A 20,857-nucleotide genomic window follows, 5' to 3' on the forward strand; every position below is an offset into this window, starting at 1 on the left:
TTTAATGAGTCATTATTGCTCCTGCGCTTCCACTTACAAGTACTGGAGCGCCCGTTCTAAAGTTTTTTACAATTGTTTGGTTTACGGGTGAACCGTTATTTTTAACAGCATTTACCCAAATTGAACCATTCCATTCTTTTAAGGTTGCAGTTACTGTAAATCTATAGCTTTTATTTTCAGTAAGCGAATTAATTACAGGGGCTGGCTCAGGTGGTAAATCATCATAGTCATCAGAAGGTCCTGGAGCAGGGTACATCATTAAACCACTAGGTGCTACCATTGCACCTACAGCAGGTGTTGCTGCTGGTGTAAATCCGGCAGGTGCTGTATATGCCATACCAACTGGTGCTGCAGCTGCAACGGTTAATCCGCCTGCACCGCCACTTGGTGGCATTGGGGCAAATGTTGCTGGAGCAGCAGTAATTGAAATTGGTGTGGCTATTGTATATAAAAATTCACCTAAGTTATTTTCATCAGTTGTTAAACTTACTCCAGTCCAAGTACCGGTATCATCATCTTTAACTTGTAAAATTTTAGTAACCTCCATTTTAAATGTACGCATTTCTACAGTTCCATTTGATTGTTGCTCTGATACGTCAAAAACTTCATCTGGATTTAAACCATATTTTACTGCAAGAGGTTGATCAGTAGGAAAGTTAAAACTGCTGTTTGGGTGTACATATTGTATTAATGCGTTTTCTTGATCAGCAGCTGCATCACCTTGTGTTACTGCAGCACCACTACTAGCTCCACCATTACCACACTGAGTTCCTTTTTCGAAACTTTTGTGGAAATTAAATGAAATTAAATCAAAAACTGTAATTGAGCCATCAATAGCACCTGCTACATAATATGGATTTGGGAATTCGCCAGTAATCCAAGCACCTGCTGCTAAACTGGCAATGGTTTTATTCCATTTAAGATCACCTCCAATTTTATACTTTTTAACACCAGCTGCTGCCATACCATACATGCCTAAGCTTCCTTTTGCACGCCAACCGTTAATTCCAATAGGAGTGTTACCGTCGCAGCTTCCTAAATATTGCATATATGATAGATGTAATTCTGCGCCTGCAGCTAAGTTAAAACTTAGTACGTGTTTTTTATTTCCATTATAATAATCAGTTAATTCTTTTTCACCGCTTTTATCAAACATAAAACCAATACCTAAAGCAAATCCTTTTCCACTAGCTGTGTTGCTTCCAATACCTCCTGTTGAGGCGCCTCCTGCACTAGGGTAAGCACCAACAGCATTGTGATAATTTGTTCTAAAAGTGTTTGTAAATCCACCTGGATATGGAATATCATTTCCGAACATTAAATATTCGTATAAACTTATTCCAAATACATTTACAGTATTTAAATTAGCCGGTTCACCAAATTTAAAATACCAATCGTTTGTTTTACCATTAATATCCAATACCAAACTCATAGGGCTAGGTGTTGAAATAGGTGATGCATTTACATTTACGTTTGCACTTAAATTAAAGTGTTTTTGAGGGAAATCGTAATCAACAGTAACCGAACCATCTATTTTAGCTTTATTCCTTGTAGCAAAACTTGCTCCTACATAAAAATCTCCAGTAAAACCAATATACGTCATACCTCCGCTACCAGAAAATGTTCCAAGTAAGCCAACATCGGCATTAAAAGTTTCTTCTTTTGGTGTGGTTGCTAATACTGCTTTTGCTCTAAAACCTAATGAAGAATACTTTGGAGTAAACGTGTAGGTAGATCCAGATAAGGTAGCTTCCATATTTTTAAATGCGCCTCCACCAAAACCACGGAAAGCCATTCCAGGTAAAAATGTGATTCCTGGGGCAGGGAATGTAGCTTCTGCTTCTACTCTCCAGTATCTATACCTTGATGAATGTAAGTATGTAGTGTTTCCAAATTCAGCAAGGGCGCCAACTTTAATTCCAGGCCCTTTAAATTCGGCACTTAAAGTACCAATAAATCCGTCACCAAAAACAGGGTCGTCATTTCTAAATCCAATGGCTCCATTTATTTTTACTGCAGCCATGTCAGCACTAATAGCAATAGAATCAATAATACCGCCAATAAATTCAGGTTCAAATTTCTTTCCTCCACTGCCAGATTCATCATTTATGGCAACTTCTGCTCCTAATGTTGTCATTCCTCCAATTTTGTCTGAAAGATTGAAAATAACATCAAAGTTTAGTTTTCCATGTAGTAGTTGATTTCCCGAAGTAGTCATTTCATTGTATTCAATCTCTTCAATTGTTACTGGGAAATTTGCCATTTTCTTTTGTGGGCTTGCAAACGACCAGTTACCAGAATCAAAGGCTAATTTGTTACTTGCTAAACTTGAATCGTAATCAAAACCTACGCCTTCAAAACCAATTTCGATATTAATTTGATTTACAGGTCCTATTTCTGCATCTTCCCAAGTAAAATCACCATTTAGTTCCATAGTGAATGTTTTTTTGTCTTTATCAAAATAACCAGAAAGGTTAGAGGTTTCATCTAAATTCATTGTCCCTTTCAATAAATCGGCATTTATTGGCTGATCAGGTGTTAATGTAATTTGAAAGTTTTTATTTTCTGCAGGATTTAAAGGTACATTAAAAAGTGCAGTATAAGCTAGAGAATCGTCTAGACTATTTCCTTCACTAACAGGAATGGCAATGCGTCCTTCAACACCAGCTTCAACAAAGCTACTAGATAAAATTTCTAAGTAAATACGATCAATACTTGCAGCCATATCTCCAACTTCTGCGTTACCAAAAACAACTAAGTTTTCAATTTCAGACTCTAAGGTAATTCCTGTATCATCAATAATCATATCATTAATACTAATTTCAATAGGATCTCCTCCAGGGGTGTTCATTTTATTTGGAGAGAATTTTAAGGTTAATTCTTCCATATGAAAACCTCTAAATAGGTTGGTAGTTTCACCAGTATATATTGTAGGAAATTCAATTGCAGGAGCATTTGCTAAATCTGACCAATCATATGAAATATTATCGGCTAAGATTATAAAATCGTGTGCGCCAGAATCTGTGGGAACTCCAGAATTTGGATCTGGAATTGTACTTGAAATAACGGACTCTTCTAAATTTCCAATTAGTATTAAATCACCCCAAGCACTACCAGTAGCTATTAAATTGGCTTTTGCTTTTGAGGTTCCATCATCAGGTAGCGGTATTAACCATTCACGTGTAAAGTTAGCATCTAATTCTACTCCATAGTTTGAGAATCCGAATTCATCCCATTCAATATAACATCCAGGATTGTCTATTGTTGGAGCTTTAAATGTAAAGGTTATTTTTTCGTTGATATTTCCAATAGTGATGTCTTCTAAAAGTTCCATTCTTTCAGGTGGAAACTCAGGAGAATCTGGATGAAATTCAATATTTAAAGCTTTAAATCCTATTAATTGGATATCTCCCCAATCTGGTGGAGTTGTTTTTGCAGCCACTAGGTTAAATTCAGATTTGTCTGCTCTAAACACCATTTCTGTAATTGCTAATTGGTCTCCACTTGGAAAATTTAATCCTAGAGGAACTTTAACGGGCATAATTGCACCTGTGGCAGGATCATAATCTATTTCTTGTGCAGTGTTTGCATCAATCCAATCCATAATATCTTCTGCATGTTGGTGGTTAAATGTAAGTCCGCCACCCATACCAATTAACCAGGCTACAGGGTAGGTAGGGGCAGTATCATGTATTTGAGCTGTTATAAAGCCAGTAACAAGATTATTGTCATTATCAATAGTGATGTCTGTAAATTCAACGGTCATATCAGATTTTATCCAATCTATATACACTGTTCCGGTTCCTGAATAAGGACCAGGAGCAGCACCTTCTAAAGTGGTAGTAATAATTTCAAATTCTCCTTGACCATTTACGTGTTCGCCAGCAAAGATACTTTCGCCTAATGTAAGATCTCCTTCACCAATACCAATGTTTAGAGCTAATAATTCTGGAGAAACAGGGATGCATTTAACAGTAACACAACTTACTTCTTCATCACCTTCTTCTGGAAATAATGGGGCAATTGTAAAAGTTGCACAAATTTCTGTTGGAATTTCATTTTCAATAGTATATTCGTGAATAAACGGGCCGCTATTTACTATAGATTCTTCAGAGAAATCACCTCCCCAGTCTAAAGTAACAACCATACTGTGTGTTTCTAAGCTGTAATTTTCATTGCAATTTAATAAGTAATCACGGTAAGCAATTACACCTGCTAAGGTTAAATTTCTTGGGTTGTCTTCTGGTTCTGTTTGAAAAATATTTAGTTCTGGCTCAATTACTTCTTCATCTGTACAAGCGCAATCACCATCATTATCGCCATCATTGTCACCATCGGCAATACCATCTGTATCTTCGTTATCTTCATTATCGTTATCAGTTACGTCATTTCCGTTATTATTGTCTGTTTCATCGACTAATATTTCAATATCATCAAAACTGTCAATCAACCATTGTGGTAATTCTTTACAGACAGTGTTTATACAAACAACTTCTGTTGTTTTAGCATTTATAAGTTCTAAGGTAATACAAACTTCAGTTGGATTGCCTAATATTTCGGCTATAGTATGGTTTCCATAATCATGGTCGATTTCTGTATCCGTACCATCGTATTGATTAACAGAGTGAATACAGCCCCAATCTACACTTATAAATAAAGTAAATTGCGTTGGATCTATTCCGTCTAAAAGTTGTGACATATATGTCATACTCATAACATTAAAACCAGCTATTTGAATTAGACTCGGTTTTTCTTCTGATTGAGGTAAAAAAGTTAAAATATTTTTAAGAGCCTCTTCATCAAAATTTTCACAGTTTTGAGTTAGTTCATGATATTCTGACGGCCAGTTGGCTTTTAAATGTTCTTGTATATCACTTGGATAAGGGATACATACAGTTTTTTCACAAATAATATCTTTGGAATCGTTGCTTCTTATTATTAATCTAAGACAGATTTCAGAAGGGATTTCATTATTTCCCATTAAATAAACATTGCTATAATTAAATGATTCTCCAAACCTGCTAACTTCATCTGTAGTTGTTTCGTAACCCCAATCTATTTCTATGTAAGAAGTATAATTTTCAGGGTCTGTAATGCCTATATGTGCCATATAATTTTCTGCCATAGTATCAATATTGTAGATATCTACTGAGGCGTCTTCGTTAGATCCTGTTCTAAAAACTAACGGAGAGATAAAATCGTTGTCTGACATATTACAGCTTATATCATTATCTCGGTCGTTTTCTTGGTTTTCAGCTTTCTCTTTAAAACTTAGTAAGACTTCAGTTTTACAAGATTGGCCTGTAGTTAGGGAGCGTAACTCCATTTTAACGGTTACTCCAGTTGAAGGAGTAGTGCTATTGTCTCCAAAATTATTATAATTATGAGTTTTATTAGGTGTGTTATATGGTGTAACATCCATAGTATGTGTACAACCCCAATCGATATAAGTAGTTAGTTGGTATTCTGCTGGGTTAATAGTGCCGGCAACAAGAAGCCAAAAATTATTTTGGACTGCAGAAATACCGTGTAAATCTACAATGTCGCTATTACCAGTATCTACAAAAAATAGATACTTTTTTAAGTCGAGAGGATTAATTGCACAATTAAATACATCTGAAGATTTTGTGGTAGGAGTACCATTATTTTCAGAGCCATCATTTAAACCTTTAACATTAAAAGTTCCTATTTTAACAAAGCTGTTATTTCCAGATTTGTATGGGTTATCGTTATAAGTTACTGGTTTTATACTCCATACATATTGAGTGTCTTCATCAGGAGCAACAATATCGGTAGGCCAGTTAAATTGTGTGCCGGCCATAATTTCTTCTTCAACCAATGGGTAGTTTACATCAAAAGCTGCTGTGGCTGATTGCTTGTTTTTAACTTCACTAATTGCAATAATATATTTTATGCCTTCATCTCCAGGTGGAGTAGGTGCAATAGGAGACCAAGTAAAAATGGTTGAAGCTAAATTTTGTGCTAGAATTGTTGTATTTTCAATAGGGTAAATTAGTTCAGGTAATAGATAGTCTGTAATTATCATTGGTTTACAGAAACTTTCTTGCTTTGTTAGTATATTTCCTTTTAAATCTACTAATGAAACACAAAATGAATACATTCCTGCGGGTAATAATCCAGTTTGAATGATTGTTTTTTCTATAGATCCGTAAAAAGTTAATGCATTATATGGTACTATTTCATCAGCTAAAAAAGTTTCAGAGCCAAAAGGTAAATACATAATTGGCATTTGACTGGTTTTTGTTTCAGCAACCAATTCGTTGTCTTTATAAATTTTAGTTTGAATTTTGTATTCGTAATCTTCATACTTTTCGTTTGTATTTACAATGGTTAACAATGCTAGTTCGGCTCTGTCTACCCATTCAGATATTTGAGGATTTGGGTTAGAGTCAACATTTAAGCTAACATTAATTTCTTGTGCATTTAATTTTATAAAAACACTTAAAATGAATACGAATATTATATGTAATTTTTTCATAATGTTAGTTTTAGAAATTTTGTAATAATGCAAATTGCATTCTATGTTCGTTTGTTATTGCATTTGGTTTTGAAGAACCGTATTTGTAGTTATTTAAGTTATATGATAAATTAAATAGTAACTTTTTTGTTATTTTATATTTTGCTTTCACACGCATACTAAATCTATGGTCTGTTGTAAAGTTATCTCTAGTAATATTGGCTAAATTAAAACCTAAAGAAGGGCTTAATTTTTTATCGAAAAATTTGTAGCTAAAGGTTGTTCCGTAATTGCTCATTTTTATGGTACTCGAAGGCATTTCATTATTAAAAAACAAGCTGATAAAATTTATATTTAAAGGCATTTCTTTAAACATTAGATTGTAATTTAAACTTACAGTTTTAGATTTGGTAGCTACAAAAGCACTACTTACAGCGTCATATTGGTCAAAAAGGTTTAAACTACCGTTTACATTTACCTGGTGGTTGATTGTTTTAGTTTTAAAATTATATGAAGGAGAAAGTGAGAAAGAGTTGTTAATCATTTCAACTCGTATTAAATTATTTATTTCGTTATTGTTAAACCCAAAATTTGAATAATTTGCATTTATAGCAAAAGCATCACTTATTTGTGAAAACACATTAACATTACTAATTATACGTTTGGTGCTTTGTAGATTGGTGTTTTTAACATTATTAGTTCTTATACCAAACATTCCATTTATAGATGTTTTATCTTTAAATAATTTAAAACTAGATCTTAATTTATAATCTAAAATATCTTTTTCAACATTTCTATACCCAACAGGTACAAAGCCAGGACCAATATATTTTACTTCACCACCAATAGTAAATTTTTTAGACGTCCAATCTATTGATGAAACATGTGAAATGTCAGCCTTACTCGATGCGTTAATTGTTATAAAATCACTTAAAGATTCAATTGTAGCATCGTTTATTGTAAAAGTGTTGTTTAAATTGCTTGTAAAAATAGAAGCGGCTGTTTCTGTTTTGAAAAGTAATTTTTCTGAAATGTTAAATTCAATTAATGGAGAAATTGAAATTCCTTCAATTGGGTCATCATATAAAGGCGCATTGGTTACTGAGTTTATATCATCTTTAACTTTTACAAAATTTAAGGTAACTTTTGGTCCATCAATTTTACCATAACCAATTCTTGTGGCTAATATTTTTTGCTTGTAAGCACCAACAATATTAAACATTGCGTCTGACTCTATTGCTCTTTGAGATAGACCATAGCTAGTAGAAAAAATAAGTTTACCAGGATTTATATCTATTCCAATACCAAAAAGGGGAGTGTCTCCAGTTGTTAATAATGAATAATTTGGAGTTTGTGAACCTAAATAACCTTTTAACCACTTATATTCTGGGTTTATGCTAATATCATTTTTAGGATTTTGTATAAAATCGATTAGGTTTTCCTCAGGAAGTGATGGTAGGTTGTAGAGTGTTTTTTGATTGCTAATACTAAGTCCAAATGGAATTGATAAATATTCTCCAATTTGTATTGTGGCATTAGCATTTAACCGTAATTCGTTTTCTGGATATTTTGGTCTAAAGGTTGGGTAATTTTCTTCGGAATAATTATAAGTATCAAAAAAAAGACCAACATTTCCACTAAAAGTAATTTTTTGTTCTTTTTGTTGAGCAAACATAAAACTACCTGTGAAAATAAAAGTTAGGCATAAAAAATAATTTATTGATTTCATTAATTAGTTTGTTTAAATGTATATAAGATGCGACTTAAATTTGTTACCTATTTTTTTTAAAAAAATTATAAATAAGTAAAAAACACTAATTTAAAATCTAATATAAATCATACGTTCAGTTATAGAAATAGTGATTCTATAAACTGTTAGTTTGGTTAGATTATTTGATTTTTTAGTAATAGTTGGTTATGAAAATAGTAAAAATTATTCAAAAAAATAAAAAAGTATTATTATTTTAATGATTAAAGTGTGGAATTGTCACTTTTTTAAGTTAAAAAATGATAATATTTAATTTGTTTTATTTTGTAAAGAAAGAAGATGTGAAAAGTAAAAAAATGGTTGCTAAGTAAGGATAGAGTAAGTATAACTGTTTTAGAATAATAAAAAATGAGGTGGTTTAAAAAGTTAACTTTTTAAACCACCTCATGCTTTTTTAGAGTTTGTATATAATTAATTTTTTACTAAGTGATTTTTAGATTTTATTTTTAATTCACTCAATACATTTAAAGCTTCATCAACATAAATATCTTTTTTTAAGTTTTTATGCCAAGCGGTTCTTTTATCGGCTAAATCTTTATCAGCTTCAATTTTAGAAAGCTCGTATTGAGGAGAGTTAAATGTTAGGTTTGTTGTAAAATCACTAATAGATTTATACTTTATAGATTCATTTTTGTTATTTTCAAGATCTTTTTTATAGGCATCTAAGCTCAAGTAAATTAATGTATCGTCTTGAGTGTCTTTTAACCATTTAGCATTATCATTTATTAGTTTAAAATTGTTGTTGTTAGCAACTCTTTTTTTACTATTATTAATTGCGCTATCAAAATTTTCGTAATTATTCCATAAGCTATAATTTGCTTCTGGAACTTTGTCATAGGCTAAAGGGTTTGTTAAATCTCTTTCACCAATTTCTAAATACATAAATCTGTCAGGTAACACAATATCTGAGTGTACACCTTCTAATTGAGTAGAGCCACCATTAATTCTATAGAACTTTTGAACAGTCATTTTTAACGCTCCAATATCTTCTTTTAAATTGTGATATCTATTTAAATCTAAAACACGTTGTACAGTTCCTTTACCGTAAGTTTGTTTTCCACCAATAATAACAGCTCTTTTATAATCTTGCATAGCAGCAGCAAATATTTCAGAGGCTGATGCGGAGAATTCATTAACTAATATTACCAAAGGACCATCCCATTGAATTTTAGAGTCAACATCTTTTAAAACGTCAGCGTTTTTATCTCTAGATTTTACTTGAACTACTGGACCTTTATCTATAAATAAACCAGAAATTTCAACAGCAGTTTGTAAAGATCCACCACCATTATTTCTTAAGTCGATAATTAAACCTTCAACATTTTCTTTTTTAAGGCGTTCAATTTCTTGTGCCATATCAGTTGTTGAATTTCTGTAATTTTTTTCATCAAAATCGATGTAAAATTTAGGTAAGTGAATTAGACCAAATGTACGATTGTCTTTTTTTACCACACTAGATTTTACAAAAGTTTCTTCTAATTCTACCACATCTCTAATTATAGAAATTACCTTAGTAGTACCGTCAACTTTTTTTACAGTAAGTTTAACTTCGGTTCCTTTTTTCCCTTTTATATATTGTATGGCATCGGATAGACGCATACCTACAATATTTACAGGCTCTTCATCTCCTTGTCCCACTTTTAAAATAAGATCTTCAGCCTCTAATTCACCTTGTTTCCAAGCAGGACCACCAGAAACAAGTTCACTTACTTTGGTATAATCATTTTTCTTTTGAAGTCTAGCACCAATACCTTCTAATTTTCCAGAAATATCTTGATCAAATCCTTTTTTAGCATCAGGATCGTAATAATTAGTATGTGGGTCAAATTCTTCAGAAATACTATTTATATAAGTTGAAAACCAGTCAGACTCATTCAGTTCATCTAAGCGCATAAAATATTCATCCATATTTTCTAACGTAGATTTTCGAGCTTCAGCTTCTAGAGTTTCTATTGATTTTTTATGATATGAACTATCTTTTTCAAACTTGTCATTTTCATCATTTATTTTGTCGTATAGTTTAGATAAAGCGCTAAATTTTAATTGTTTTTTCCAATTAAGAATTAATTCATTTTTGTTTTTAGCATATTGTTTAGCATCGTAATCAACATTTAAAGTATCTTCAATATTGAAGTTAAAACGCGAATTTAATATTTCTTTATAATATGCTTTGGACTCTTCTGTACGTTGAGAAAAACGTTCGAAAACTAAATTAAAAAAGCTTAAATCTTCTTTTTTTATTTGGTCATCAATATCTTTTTTATACTTTGAAAATTCATCTATATCAGCTTGTAAAAAGTACCTTTTAGTAGGGTCTAAATTATCAATAAACTTAGTATATACATTTTCTGAAAACGAATCATTTATATCTTGCGGATGATAATGCCATTGTGTTAATACATAATTTAGAATGGTTATTAAAACTTTATCTTTTGGATCTGTATTATTAACCTTTTTAAAACTTGTTGAAAAACCAATTATAAGAATAATGGGTACTAAAAATTTAAATTTTCTAATCATTTTTTTATACTAATAAGTGTATTTATAAGATTACTAACTACTAAAATAGTGCTAATATTTTGGATTGGTGACCAATTTAACTTTTTTTTATAAATTCAACGCCAAACTTGAAATAAATTAATGCTTTTTAATAAGTAATTATCAAATATGTAGTTAAGTTTGCTGTTATTTATGGTTATTTTAATTAAGTAATTATAAAAAATATGTTATAGCTAATGTTATGTTTTGCTACATACAATAGTACTTAAAACAAACGTTAAATTATCTTTATAAAATGTTAAAGTTAAATTTATTGAAACCAAATAAAATATAGTAGCTTTGTTCTTTAAAATTTGAAATATGGATAGAAGACCTTTAATTTTAGTGACTAATGATGATGGTATAACAGCTCCAGGTATACGTACTTTAATAGCTGTAATGAATGAAATTGGTGATGTTGTTGTGGTTGCACCAGATAGTCCTCAAAGTGGTATGGGACATGCAGTAACTATAAGTGAAACTTTATATTGTGATGCTATAAAAATTGATGATGGCCCACAAGAAGAATATAAATCTTCTGGAACTCCTGCCGATTGTGTAAAGTTGGCAGTAAGTGAAATTTTAGATAGAAAACCAGATTTATGTGTTTCAGGTATAAATCATGGTTCAAATTCGTCTATAAACGTCATTTATTCTGGAACAATGAGTGCTGCAGTTGAAGCGGGAGTTGAAGGGATTCCAGCAATTGGTTTTTCTTTGTTAGATTACTCTTGGAATGCCAATTTCGAAGTTTTAAAACCGTTTATAAAACAAATTGTTTTAAATGTTTTGGAACATAGCCTGCCTGATGGAGTGGTTTTAAATGTTAATTTCCCGAAAAGTGAAACATTTAAAGGCATTAAAATATGCCGTCAAGCACGTGCTAATTGGGTAGAAGAATTTGATAAACGTATTAATCCACAAGGAAAAGTGTATTATTGGCTTACAGGAAAATTTATAAATATGGATAAAGGTGAAGATACCGATGAATGGGCTTTGGAAAACAATTATATTTCTGTGGTACCCGTTCAATTCGATTTAACAGCTCATCATTTTATTCATAAATTAAATAACTGGAATTTATAATTTGTTTTAATGGTTAAAGAATTACTAATTGGTTTTATTGTAGGTTTAATTACCACAGCTTCTGGTACTTTTATTTTTATTGAATTTTTTTCTAAATATGATTTTTATACAAGTTTAGATTTAATAAAAGAAGGGAATTTAGAAGGTAAAGTTTTGTCTTTAGGTGCTATTGCAAATTTCTTTGTATTTTATATTTTTTTAAAAAAGAAACAAATTTATAGAGCGCGTGGCGTTTTATTTGAATCTTTTTTTATTGCATTTTTAGTGTTATTATTAATCCTTTTTCAAAGTAATTAGTTATGAAATATTATATTATTTCTGGGGAAGCTTCTGGAGATTTACACGGTTCTAATTTAATGAAAGCATTATTTTTAGAAGATAAACAGGCAGAAATTAGATTTTGGGGAGGAGATTTAATGACTGAAGTTGGTGGTACCTTGGTGAAGCATTATAAAGAAAGAGCTTTTATGGGGTTTGCGGAGGTTATAACTAACCTTTCAACCATATTAGGGTTTATAAAATTCTGTAAAGAAGATATTTTAAAATTTAATCCAGATAAAATAATTTTTATAGACAATTCAGGTTTTAATTTACGTATTGCTAAATGGGCAAAAGAAGCTAATTTTCATACAGTATATTATATTTCTCCTCAAGTTTGGGCAAGTAGATCTGGAAGAGTTAAAGATATAAAACGCGATATAGACGAAATGTATGTTATTCTTCCTTTTGTGGAAGATTTTTACAAAAAATTCGATTATAAAGTAACTTTTGTTGGTCATCCTTTACTAGATGCTATTGCAAATAGACCACAAGTAAAAGAATTTGAGTTTAGAAAAGAACATCAATTAGGTGAAAAACCAATTATTGCATTATTGCCAGGTAGTAGAAAACAGGAAATAAAAAAGCTACTAGCAGTTATGTTAAAAATGGCTGATAAATTTACAGATTATCAGTTTGTAATTGCTGGTGCTCCAAGTCAAGATTACCATTTTTATCAGCAATTTATTAATAAAGAAAATGTAAAGTTTGTAAGTAATAAAACCTATGATTTGTTGTCGGTTTCTTATGCCGCAATTGTTACTTCAGGAACGGCAACTTTAGAAACAGCATTGTTTAAAGTACCAGAAATTGTGTGTTATAAAACAAGTTGGATTTCATATCAAATTGGAAAGCGTTTAATTGATTTGAAATTTATTTCTTTAGTAAATTTAATTATGAATAAAGAAGTAGTTAAAGAATTAATTCAAAACGATTTTAATGAAAAAACACTAGAAGCAGAACTTCATAAAATTTTAGATGAAGAAAACCGTACAAAAATGTTTCTTAATTATTTTGAATTAGAAAAAAAATTAGGAGGAAAAGGTGCTTCATTAAAAACTGCAAAAATGATATCAAAAAGTTGAGGTTGTTTATAAATTAAAACTGTTAGCAACCTCAACTTTTATAAAAATAATTGAACATAATTTTTTTAATGATATTTACAATGCTTTTAAGTATATGAAACTTATATAGTTGTAAAAATAAATTAAAACCGTATGTAAAATTACTCAATTCAGTTAGTTAGGTTAGTGATATAAATCACTTTGTTACTTTTGTTACTGCATTTAAGTTTTAATACAACTAAATTTTTTTTTGTAGCTTTAACAAGCTATGATTAAATTTTTAAAATTTATACCTGTACAATTAGTACTTTTTTTAGTGATTGGTATTTTAGTTGGAAGTAACTTTTACTTTCAACCGGGTTTACTTGTTAAAATACTTTCTTCTTTAATAATATTATTATTTGCTATTTATATTTATACAAATAGACAGATAAAGTCTAATAGTGTATTTACTATAATTGCTTTTATACTGATTTTTTTTATTGGAATTTCAACCATTACTTTTAAAAATCAACTGTATAATAAACAGCATTACACAAATATTTCAGGTTTTAAACCTGCAAATAATACCATTGCTACAATAGCTATTAAAAAAGTCTTAAAACCGACTCTTAAATATAATAAGTATGAAGCTGAAGTGGTACAGTTACTAAATACCAAATCAATTGGAAGTATTCTTGTTAATATTGAAAAGGATAGTAGTGTTGCTATTTTAAATGTTGGAGATAATATTGTTGTTAGCACTTCATTTTATGAAATAAATAAACCATTAAATCCTTATGTATTTAATTATAAAAAATATTTAAAAAATAAGCAGATTTACCATCAATTGTATGTAAATAATACTCAATTTTTAAAACAAACTATAACTGCTTTTTCCATAAAAGGATTGGCTGCTAAATTTAGAGATAAAGTTATAATTTCATTAAAGAATAATGGCTTTAAAGATAACGAACTAGCTGTAGTAAATGCGCTTTTGTTAGGGCAACGGCAAACAATATCAAAGGATTTAATTGAAAGTTATTCAGATGCTGGAGCTATTCATATTTTAGCGGTATCTGGGTTGCATATTGGAATTATTTTATTAATTCTTACCTTTTTATTGAAACCATTACATTATTTAAAATATGGAAAATTAATTTCTAGTATTATTATAGTTTGTTTATTATGGATGTATGCAATTATTGCAGGTTTATCGCCTTCGGTAGTAAGAGCCGTAACTATGTTTACTGCAATTGCAATTGGAATGTATTTAAATAAGGCTTCAAATATTTATAATACATTGGTTATTTCAATGTTTTTTTTACTCCTTTTTAATCCTTATTATTTATTTGATGTCGGTTTTCAATTAAGCTATTTAGCTGTTTTTGCAATTGTTTGGATACAACCAAAAATTGTAAGTTTATGGAGTCCTAAAAACAAGTTTGTTTTTAAAATGTGGCAATTATTTGCAGTTTCATTAGCTGCACAATTGGGTGTTTTGCCTTTAAGTATTTTTTATTTTCATCAATTTCCAGGCTTGTTTTTTCTGTCTAATCTAGTAATAATTCCGTTTTTAGGATTTATACTAATAACAGGGATTGTTGTAATATTACTTTCAGTTTTTGAATTACTTCCGCAAGTTTTAGCCGATATTTTTATACATATTATTCGATTAATGAATGCTTTTGTTAAGTGGATAGCTAGTCAAGATTTCTTTATTATTAAAGATATAGCATTATCAATGGTATTAATGTGTGCGTTGTATGTTGTTGTTTTTTTAACTTTTAAATGGATAGAAAAGAAAATGTTTAGTAGGTTGATTTTAGTATTACTTGCATTTATAAGCGTGCAAATTGTATTGATTTTTGAAAAGAATAAGTTACAAACAACAAATGAGTTTATAGTTTTTAATGAAAATAGAACAACGGTTTTGGCTAGTAGGTTTGGAACAGATTTAAATATTTATAGCTCAACAGATTCAATTGAAAATTTATATAGTATTAATGCTTATGTTTTAGGTTCAGGGTTAAAAAAAACTAGCGAAGTTAAGTCGATTAAAAACTTGTATAGGTTTAAAAATGAGACTGTATTGCTAATTGATAGCTTGGGAATGTATAATTTTAAGAGTGTGAAGCCTTCAATTATACTATTACAGAATTCTCCTAAAATTAATTTAGATCGTTTGTTAAAAATACATCAACCAAAAATGTTGGTAGTTGATGCGTCAAATTATAGAAGTTATGTTAATAGATGGGAGGAAACCTGTATAAAAAATAAAACTCCTTTTTACAATACTATGCAAAAAGGAGCTTTTATATTAAAAGAATAATTTAATTATTCTTCAAATTCATATTTAAAATTGCTTTGATACGCTTCCCAATCACCTTGTGCAGTTATATTTTTATAATCATCTGTTTCAAATAATTTTAAATATAACTCAAACTGTTGAGGTGTTTTATACCCAGGTAGCGGAGCGATTAAATTATTATCTTCATCTAAAAATATAATTGTAGGGTAGGCTCTTACACCAAAGTAGCCAGCTAATTGATGTGAACTATTTCTACCAGATTTAGTTGCGTCAAAATTAGGGTTTGTAAATGTTTGATCTTTAAAACTTATTGTTTCGTTTCCTTCAGCATTAAATTTTACAGCATAATAATTTTCATTTACATAAGTTGCTACATCTTTATTGCTAAATGTATTTTTATCTAACATTTTACAAGGGCCACACCAAACAGTATAAGCATCTATAAATATTTTTTTAGGTGTTACTTTTTGTGCTGCAACAGCTTCTTCTAAGCTCATCCAATTTATTTTTTGAGCAGATACAGATATGCTGCATAAGGCTATTGTTAAAATAAGTAGTTTCTTCATTTTTTAGTTTATTTAAATATTATCTTTTAATTATGACGCAATAACGTTGCCAAAATTACAAACTATTTTTAAATTTATTTAACGCCGTGCATTAATTTTTTAATAACTGGAGTTAATGACATTATTAATATACCGGCAATAATTGGTACTATAGTGAAAATTAAAAAGAAAGTACTCATAGAGTATTTAGTGGTAATTTCATCAATCATTCCACCCATTGAACCAGCTAATTTATTACCCATACCTACAGCAATATACCATAGTCCAAACATCATGGCAATCATTTTACCTGGTACTAATTTAGAAACATATGATAAGCCAACAGGAGATAAACTTAATTCACCTAAAGTGTGTAATAAATAAGCTAAAATTAACCAAATAACACTTACAGAGGCTGTTTTAGCTCCTTGAGGTATACTTGCAGAACCGTAGGCCAATACTGAAAAACCTAAGCCTAATAATATTAAGCCAATTCCAAATTTTACAGTTGCAGGTGGGTTAAATTTACTTTCCCATATTTTAGAAAATAAAGGAGCAAATGATATAATGAAGAATGAATTTAAAATTCCAAACCAAGAAGCAGGTATTTCTGTTGAAGTTTGGCTAAATTGATTTTTTAACATTATAATTACAATAGCCCATATTATTGTAAAACTCAATCCTAAAAATAGATTTGATAAAGTATACTTTTTAAATGTTATTTTAAATAGTTGAAAAAGAACATAAGTAATAATTGCTAAAGGCACAATAGTTAATAATGTGTTAGCTATTCTAAAAATATTTGCAGCACCACCTTCTAGTATTCTATTGGTATAGTCTTTGGCAAAAATAGTCATAGATCCACCAGCTTGTTCAAAAGCAGCCCAGAAAAAGATAGTAAAAAAAGCTAAAATACCAACAACTATATATCTGTCTCTTTGGTGACTACTAGGAATATCATCGTAACTTTTTTCTTTAACTTCTTCGTTTGGAATAGCATCAGATATATCTACTTCTTTGGTTGGTTTTAAACCTACTTTACCAAATATAGTTTGTGCAAACCAAAATTGTAGCATACCTAAAAACATAAAAATACCAGCTAATCCAAAACCATAATGCCAGCCATAAGTTTCACCTACATAACCACATAACATAATTCCTAAGAAAGCACCTGCATTTACACCCATATAAAATATGGTAAAAGCACCATCTTTCTTTTCTTGAGCATTTTTATAAACACCATTAATAATTGAGGTAATATTTGGTTTAAAAAAACCATTTCCAGCAATTAACAAGCCAATACCTAAATATAAAGCCCAAGGTGTGTCAAAAGCCATTGCGGCGTGTCCAAGTGTCATTAAAAATGCACCTAAAGCAACTGCATTTCTATAACCTAAAAGTCGATCCGCTAAAATACCTCCAATAATTGGAGTGAAATATACTAACATTGTATAAGTTCCATATAAGCCTAAAGCATCTTCACGACTCCAAGCCCAACCTCCGTCCATTAAAGCGGAAGTTAAAAATAATACAAGCAGAGCTCGCATTCCATAATAGGAGAATCTTTCCCACATTTCGGTAAAGAATAAAATGAATAAACCAGACGGGTGCCCCATCAATAATTTATTATTCATTTCTGTACCTTCAAATTTATACTTTGTTAGTGTACTCATAGTTTTATTTCTTAATTTTTATTTTTTTAATTAGTTATTTTATTTTCGATTTTAGTTGTTTCGTTTAAAATCACTCGATATTTTAATTAAGCTTCTAGTTCTGCTTTTTCTTTTGGTCTAATAACCATTTTATCGTAAATAGATAAGGCTATAATTGTTATAATTCCAATAGCAACAATTACATACCAAATTTTATTTGGATTATAGTTATCCCACAGCATTTGAGTCATTTCCCAATGTTCCATTCCTAGTTTTTGTTCAGCTAAAACTAAGTAGTCATTTTTTGTAAAGGTTTCTGTTATTTCAGGCATTTCTATACCTCTAGTTGTCATTTCAGTTTGTAATAAACTTAATTTATCTGACCAAGATTGGTAAAGGTTACCAGAAATAAGTTTTGTTAAAAAGTTACCAGCTGCTACAGGTAAAAAGTAGGTTCCTTGATATAAGGCTTCTTTTCCTTTAGGCGATATTAAAGCAATAAAAGATGAGAAAGTTGGGTTTGTAGTCATTTCACCAATTGCAAATATCATTGTTCCTAAAATGGTAAACATTACATTGTTTGTGTAGAAAGTTAAACCAATACCAATAGCTGCAATAATAAAACCTCTAATCATAGCGCTTACGTGTCTCATTTTAATTACAAAATAAGAAACAAACATTTGTAGGGTTACAATCATTAAAGCATCAATATTTGTAAACCATTCTGGTTTAATTTGTCCGTTTTCACTTAATAAGTTTCCTAATCCAGGCCAAAAATTAGTTATAGAAGCACTTAGTGCAGAGGAATCTACCCAATCTTCAATAAAGTTTGGTAATGTATAAAATAATTGGTTGAACATAGTCCAGAAACCAACCATTAAAATTAAAAGAACAGTTAATCTTGTGTCTTTAACTGCTTCCCATATTTTTAATAATGAAGTTCTTATAGCAGCACCAAAAGATTCTTTTGCTGTTTTTTCTCTTTCAGGTTCTTTAAAGAAAAACAATACAAGTAGTAAGTTAATTCCAATTACAACTGCAGCCTGAATAAAAATTAATTTCCAACCGTAAGTAGATCTTAAATATGATGATGATGCAGGGCCAATAAAACCACCAATGTTTACCATCATATAAAAAATACCAAAACCTAATGTTCCATTGGATTTATTTGTTGATTTAGTAATAATTGCAGAAGCTACAGGCTTAAACATTGCAGCTCCAATTGCAACAAATAAGAATACAAAATACATACCCCAATAAGTGTTTACTTCACCCATTAATAAATACCCTGTAATTAAAATTGTGTAGGCTATTATTAGCGATAGTTTATATCCTATTTTATCGGCAATAACACCCGTAAAAATTGGCAGAAAATATAATAAAGCTGTAATATCAGACATTATATTTCCTTTTTGAATATGGTTAAAACCTAATCCTCCTTTATCAGTTGAACCAACTAGGTATAATGCAAAAAGAGTAAAAACTCCATACCAGGCCCAACGCTCCATAAGTTCCATAAAACTACCTAGCCAAAATGTTTTATTAAAAGAGCCGACTGTTTGCAAAAAAGATTTTTTTTCTGTACTCATTGTATGTGATTTTTAGAACATAAAAGCTCAGGTAATTTTTTACCTGAGCTTTTATAAATATTTATTTTAAATGTGTCATTAATTATCTAGAAATAGATTTATTTCGAATTGTAAAATTAATCAAAATAATTAAAGTTATTCAGTAATAACGTGTTCATCATCTTCAGCTCCATGTGTTAAATTTTCTAGTTTTTTGCGGAAAACCATAACTAGTAATCCAAATAGAACACAAAATATAGCAATACCTGTAAAAACAGTATATTCTCCTAAATGTTCTGCTGATTCTCCTAATAATCCTGCAAATTTATTTCCAATTCCAGTCATTGCAAAATAAATACCCATCATTAATGAAGCGTATTTAACAGGTGCTAATTTTGTAATGTATGAAAGTGCAACTGGAGAAAGACATAATTCTCCAACTGTATGAAATAAATAGGCTAAAACTAACCAGTACATAGCTGAAGTTCCAGTAGCTTCATATTGTCCTGCTGCTGCTGTCATAAAAAAGAAACCAAATCCCATAATCATTAAACCAATAATCATTTTAAATAATGAGGTTGATATTTTTCCTTTTAATTTTCTATTTGCCCAAAATGCGGCAACACCAGTTCCTAAAAAGATTATAAACATTGCGTTTAACGATTGAAACCATGATGCTGGTACTTCATTTCCAATAAATGGAAGTGAGAATGATAGTATTCTATTTGTTTTTTCAGAAGCATAAATATTTAATAAACCTCCAGCTTGTTCAAATGAACCCCAAAATACAATTACAAGTAAAAAAGAAATGAACAATACAATTACTCTATCTTTTTCTATTTTAGTTAAAGGTTTATTAAAAGCAGCTTTATCAGCTTCACTAGATTCACCTATAAAATTACCAACAGATTTTAAAAATTTTTGTCCAGCCATATATTGAATTAAACCTAAAGCCATACCAATACCTGCTAATCCAAATCCATAATGCCATCCATAAACTTCACCAACAGTACCAACAATTAAACTAGATAAAAATGCACCAACATTAATTCCAATGTAAAATATTGTAAATCCTTTATCTCTTCTAATATCTCCTTTTTGATATAGCCCACCTACCATAGTAGAAATATTTGGTTTTAGCATACCAACACCGGCAATAATTAAACCTAAACCGGTATAAAATGCCCACATTTCTTCAATAGCCAATATACTATGTCCACCAACTAAAAGTAAACCTCCATATAACACTGATTTTTTTTGTCCTAAAAATTTATCTGCAATCCATCCACCTGGAATAGACATTAGGTATACAAGCATTGTATAAGTTCCATAAAGAGATAAAGCTTCTCCATTTGTCCATCCTAAACCTGCATTATCTCCATTAGTTTGAGCAACTAAATAAAGTACTAAAATTGCACGCATTCCATAGTAAGAAAAACGCTCCCACATTTCAGTAAAAAATAATACATAGAGTCCTACCGGATGCCCAAAAAGTTCTTTATGTGTCGGGTCTGTTTTTAAAGTGTTATCAGTCATATTGTTGGTTATAT

General features: G+C 30.2%; 11 protein-coding genes. 4 read left to right on the top strand and 7 right to left on the bottom strand.

Annotated elements, in window-relative coordinates; all coding sequences use genetic code 11:
- Position 1: 1 nt before the first annotated feature.
- The 3 genes from MHL31_RS14925 to MHL31_RS14935 all read right to left on the bottom strand — a co-directional run bounded on the left by MHL31_RS14925 (position 2) and on the right by MHL31_RS14935 (position 10,766).
- Entirely contained in the window at positions 2-6,499 is a 6,498-nt protein-coding gene (locus MHL31_RS14925) for a hypothetical protein (RefSeq protein WP_240226765.1), read from the bottom strand.
- Positions 6,500-6,509: 10 nt separating this feature from the next.
- Positions 6,510-8,207 (bottom strand): hypothetical protein, encoded by a 1,698-nt coding sequence (locus MHL31_RS14930; protein ID WP_240226766.1) that lies wholly within the window; start codon positions 8,205-8,207, stop codon positions 6,510-6,512.
- A 450-nt stretch (positions 8,208-8,657) separates the two neighbouring features.
- The gene (locus tag MHL31_RS14935) at positions 8,658-10,766 is read right to left on the bottom strand and encodes a carboxy terminal-processing peptidase (protein WP_240226768.1); all 2,109 of its coding nucleotides are present in this window, start codon (positions 10,764-10,766) and stop codon (positions 8,658-8,660) included.
- Positions 10,767-11,105: 339 nt separating this feature from the next.
- Here MHL31_RS14935 and surE point away from each other — a divergent pair, with 339 nt between their 5' ends.
- The 4 genes from surE (at position 11,106) to MHL31_RS14955 (ending at position 15,563) form a co-directional block, all read left to right on the top strand.
- Complete coding sequence (surE, locus tag MHL31_RS14940) at positions 11,106-11,870, top strand: 5'/3'-nucleotidase SurE (protein WP_240226770.1); 765 nt, start codon at positions 11,106-11,108, stop codon at positions 11,868-11,870.
- Between the two features lie 9 nt (positions 11,871-11,879).
- The gene (locus MHL31_RS14945) at positions 11,880-12,167 is read left to right on the top strand and encodes a hypothetical protein (RefSeq protein ID WP_240226771.1); all 288 of its coding nucleotides are present in this window, start codon (positions 11,880-11,882) and stop codon (positions 12,165-12,167) included.
- A 2-nt stretch (positions 12,168-12,169) separates the two neighbouring features.
- Positions 12,170-13,273 (top strand): lipid-A-disaccharide synthase, encoded by a 1,104-nt coding sequence (gene lpxB / locus MHL31_RS14950; protein WP_240226773.1) that lies wholly within the window; start codon positions 12,170-12,172, stop codon positions 13,271-13,273.
- Positions 13,274-13,520: 247 nt separating this feature from the next.
- Positions 13,521-15,563 (top strand): ComEC/Rec2 family competence protein, encoded by a 2,043-nt coding sequence (locus MHL31_RS14955; protein WP_240226775.1) that lies wholly within the window; start codon positions 13,521-13,523, stop codon positions 15,561-15,563.
- A 5-nt stretch (positions 15,564-15,568) separates the two neighbouring features.
- On the opposite strand, the gene MHL31_RS14960 is transcribed toward MHL31_RS14955, so the two are convergent.
- The 4 genes from MHL31_RS14960 to MHL31_RS14975 all read right to left on the bottom strand — a co-directional run bounded on the left by MHL31_RS14960 (position 15,569) and on the right by MHL31_RS14975 (position 20,843).
- The gene (locus MHL31_RS14960; protein ID WP_240226782.1) at positions 15,569-16,108 is read right to left on the bottom strand and encodes a thioredoxin fold domain-containing protein; all 540 of its coding nucleotides are present in this window, start codon (positions 16,106-16,108) and stop codon (positions 15,569-15,571) included.
- Between the two features lie 74 nt (positions 16,109-16,182).
- The gene (locus MHL31_RS14965; protein ID WP_240226783.1) at positions 16,183-17,760 is read right to left on the bottom strand and encodes a peptide MFS transporter; all 1,578 of its coding nucleotides are present in this window, start codon (positions 17,758-17,760) and stop codon (positions 16,183-16,185) included.
- A gap of 86 nt (positions 17,761-17,846) precedes the next feature.
- Positions 17,847-19,328 carry an MFS transporter gene (locus MHL31_RS14970; protein WP_240226784.1) on the bottom strand — a complete coding sequence of 494 codons (1,482 nt, stop codon included), beginning with the start codon at positions 19,326-19,328 and terminating at the stop codon, positions 17,847-17,849.
- A gap of 135 nt (positions 19,329-19,463) precedes the next feature.
- Complete coding sequence (locus MHL31_RS14975; protein WP_240226785.1) at positions 19,464-20,843, bottom strand: peptide MFS transporter; 1,380 nt, start codon at positions 20,841-20,843, stop codon at positions 19,464-19,466.
- Positions 20,844-20,857: the final 14 nt, after the last annotated feature.

The sequence above is a fragment of the Lutibacter sp. A80 genome (assembly GCF_022429645.1).
GTDB lineage: Bacteria > Bacteroidota > Bacteroidia > Flavobacteriales > Flavobacteriaceae > Lutibacter.